Consider the following 3,367-nt stretch of genomic DNA (forward strand, 5'->3'; position numbering starts at 1 on the left):
CTTCTATTACACCGCTAAAACCGTTGAATGGACCGTCCATTACTTTCACGTTCTCGCCTATATAATAAGGTACGTTCATTGTTTCGCCCTGCGCGCTCATTTCATCAACCTTACCTAAAATACGGTTAACTTCGGCCTGGCGTAATGGAATAGCATTTCCGGCTTTATCGCCTAAAAACCCTATCACACTATTTATATTTTTAATAATGTGCTCAGTTTCGCCATCAAGTACGGCTTCCATTAACACATAACCCGGGAAATAATTACGCTCTTTAGCTATCTTTTTCCCATCGCGCATTTGGTAGTACTTTTCTGTAGGTATTAATACCTGTGGTACTAAATGCGTAATGCCCAAACGACTAATTTCGGCATCTATGTATTGTTTTACCTTCTTTTCTTTACCACTGATGGCCCTCACTACATACCATTTCAATTGATCACTCATCTCTATCTTCAGTATTATGTTAGTGAACTATAAAATATTTTAAGCAAATAAGCTATAATTTGGTCCATACCTAAAATAACCATCGCTATAATAATCGCGGCAACAAGTACCAATACAGCACTGCTTTGCAATTCGCGCCAGGTTGGCCAAGTTACTTTTTGAGTTAACTCGATGTATGATTCTTTAATATATTCGCTTACGTTAGCCATTTTTATTGCTTGCTTATGCACGGGAACAAGGATTCGAACCCTGATCAAAGGTTTTGGAGACCTCTATTCTACCGTTGAACTATTCCCGTGTATATTTATAATAAGAAAACATAAGTTTGCTTTTTACAGTCAAACTTATGTTTCCAATTAACCTTTTTGAAATTTTATTTCAAAATTTCAGTTACCTGGCCAGCACCTACTGTTCTGCCACCTTCACGGATAGCGAAACGTAAGCCTTTTTCCATAGCGATAGCGTTGATCAATTTTACAGTGATGGTAACGTTATCACCTGGCATAACCATTTCTACACCTTCGGCTAATGAAATTTCACCAGTTACGTCAGTTGTACGGAAATAGAATTGCGGGCGGTATTTGTTGAAGAATGGAGTATGACGGCCACCTTCTGCTTTTGATAATACGTAAACTTCAGCTTTGAAGTCAGTGTGTGGAGTTACTGAACCTGGTTTGCAAATAACCATACCACGACGGATATCAGTTTTTTCAATACCACGTAACAATAAACCTACGTTGTCACCAGCTTCACCTCTGTCAAGGATCTTACGGAACATCTCAACACCAGTTACAGTTGATTTCAAGTTTTCAGCACCCATTCCCAGGATGTCAACTTGCTCACCTGAGTTGATTACACCACGCTCAATACGACCRGTMGCAACAGTACCACGACCAGTGATYGAGAATACGTCYTCRACAGGCATTAAGAAAGGAAGATCAGTTAAACGCGGAGGGATAGGGATCTGAGTATCTACAGCATCCATAAGCTCCATAATTTTTTCAACCCATTTTGGATCGTTGTTCAAACCACCAAGGGCAGAACCTTGAATTACAGCGATATCGTCTCCAGGATATTCGTAGAATGATAATAATTCACGTATTTCCATTTCAACTAACTCTAATAATTCTGGATCATCAACCATGTCAACTTTGTTCATGAACACAACTAATGAAGGCACACCTACCTGGCGGGCTAACAAAATGTGCTCACGAGTTTGAGGCATCGGACCGTCAGTAGCAGCAACAACGATGATAGCACCGTCCATTTGAGCAGCACCTGTAACCATGTTTTTCACATAATCCGCGTGACCTGGACAGTCAACGTGTGCATAGTGACGGTTAGCAGTTGAATACTCAACGTGAGCTGTATTAATAGTGATACCACGCTCTTTTTCTTCAGGAGCAGAGTCGATTGAATCGAATGAACGAGCTTCTGAGAAACCTTTATCAGCCAATACTTTAGTAATAGCTGCGGTAAGGGTTGTTTTACCGTGGTCAACGTGACCGATTGTACCGATGTTTAAGTGCGGTTTACTGCGGTCAAACTTTTCTTTTKCCATGATTATATTTAATTATTTGTAGGTTAATTTTATACTTAAAAATGTATTCTGTTTTATTCTTTTATTCTATTGAGCCAACAATGGGATTTGAACCCATGACCTCTTCCTTACCAAGGAAGTGCTCTACCCCTGAGCTACGTCGGCTTATTTTTTGATTTCGGGTTTCGGATGTTTGATTTCTGATTTATTGAAAGCAAACACTCGTAATCCAATTTCTCAAATCCGAAATCGAAATTTCGAAATCCGATATTCCTTTTGAGCGGAAGACGAGGTTCGAACTCGCGACCTATAGCTTGGAAGGCTATCGCTCTACCAACTGAGCTACTTCCGCTTTTTTTAAATTCCAAAAACTAAACTCTAAACTCTAAAACAAATTTTAGAATTTAGAATTTAGTATCCTGGATTTCCCAGTGGGGGGAGAAGGATTCGAACCTTCGTAGCCGAAGCAACGGATTTACAGTCCGTCCCATTTGACCGCTCTGGTATCCCCCCAGTTGTTAATTTCGGATTTCCGATGTTCAAAGTTGAAGCTAAACACCATAATCCGAAAAAAACAGAGCCTCCTATCGGGATCGAACCAATGACCTACTGATTACAAGTCAGTCGCTCTACCAGCTGAGCTAAGGAGGCTTATATTTATTTTACTTTTCTTGTTTTTTGAACCTTTATATGTTTCAAAAATTAGAGCGGCAAAACTAATAAGCTTTTTTATATTTTAAAGAACAATCTTCACAAAAATTTGCTGCGGTCAGCACCTCTCTGAAAGGGATTGCAAATCTACAAAAAATTAAACCTGTACAAAATTTTTTATCAAAAAAAATCGACGGGCTTTAAACCCGTCGATTTTCACCTAAAAAAGGCCTTTTTTATGCTTATAAACCTTCTTCTGCCATTATCAATACAGCCTTTTTGGCTGCGGCATCAGCAATAGTTTTCTTTTGTTTATGCTTTTCGATCTGCTTACGCAAGCTTTCAATCGTTAAATCAGTTGCTTCTTCAAAAGTTTTGCACTGCTCCTTCGCAAAAATCTGATTTCCGGGCAGTAACAATTTTATTTCCGTTATCTTGTTTGCCTCATGTTCCACATTCTCAAGCTTTAAGTAAACCTCGCCACTAATTATCTGGTCATAAAAAGTATCGAGCTTATCAGCCTTTTTTTGAATAAAATCTAATAATTTCCTGTCTGCGGTAAAATGAATTGATTGCACTGTAATTTTCATGTTTCCTCCTTAAATTACGCCTTTGGATGGGCTTGTTTGTAAATAGACTTTAATCTTTCAACTGAATTGTGTGTATAAATTTGGGTGGCACTTAAGTTGGCGTGGCCCAAAAGTTCTTTGATCGAATTTAAATCGGCCCCA

At 38.9% G+C, this 3,367-nt stretch carries 5 protein-coding genes and 5 tRNA genes; all 10 read right to left on the reverse strand.

Going from position 1 to position 3,367, the window contains the following annotated elements; genetic code table 11:
- A partial coding sequence (locus AC1DRQ_RS30295; protein WP_477429669.1) for a transcription termination/antitermination NusG family protein occupies positions 1-445 on the reverse strand: 445 nt, incomplete at its 3' end.
- Between the two features lie 14 nt (positions 446-459).
- Complete coding sequence (gene secE / locus AC1DRQ_RS30300; protein ID WP_183568302.1) at positions 460-654, reverse strand: preprotein translocase subunit SecE; 195 nt, start codon at positions 652-654, stop codon at positions 460-462.
- A gap of 18 nt (positions 655-672) precedes the next feature.
- Positions 673-743 (reverse strand) — tRNA-Trp (locus AC1DRQ_RS30305).
- A 75-nt stretch (positions 744-818) separates the two neighbouring features.
- Positions 819-2,006, reverse strand: a complete 1,188-nt coding sequence (gene tuf / locus AC1DRQ_RS30310; RefSeq protein ID WP_477429672.1) for an elongation factor Tu — start codon at positions 2,004-2,006, stop codon at positions 819-821.
- A gap of 72 nt (positions 2,007-2,078) precedes the next feature.
- Positions 2,079-2,150: transfer RNA gene (locus tag AC1DRQ_RS30315), tRNA-Thr, on the reverse strand.
- A gap of 114 nt (positions 2,151-2,264) precedes the next feature.
- Positions 2,265-2,337 (reverse strand) — tRNA-Gly (locus tag AC1DRQ_RS30320).
- An 80-nt stretch (positions 2,338-2,417) separates the two neighbouring features.
- Positions 2,418-2,498, reverse strand: a tRNA-Tyr gene (locus tag AC1DRQ_RS30325).
- A gap of 65 nt (positions 2,499-2,563) precedes the next feature.
- Positions 2,564-2,636 (reverse strand) — tRNA-Thr (locus AC1DRQ_RS30330).
- Between the two features lie 242 nt (positions 2,637-2,878).
- Positions 2,879-3,226: an HPF/RaiA family ribosome-associated protein gene (locus tag AC1DRQ_RS30335; protein ID WP_429394343.1), complete on the reverse strand. Its 348-nt coding sequence runs from the start codon at positions 3,224-3,226 to the stop codon at positions 2,879-2,881.
- A 14-nt stretch (positions 3,227-3,240) separates the two neighbouring features.
- A partial coding sequence (locus AC1DRQ_RS30340) for a tyrosine-type recombinase/integrase (protein ID WP_477429673.1) occupies positions 3,241-3,367 on the reverse strand: 127 nt, incomplete at its 5' end.

This window comes from Mucilaginibacter sp. P4_E8 (assembly GCF_056401495.1).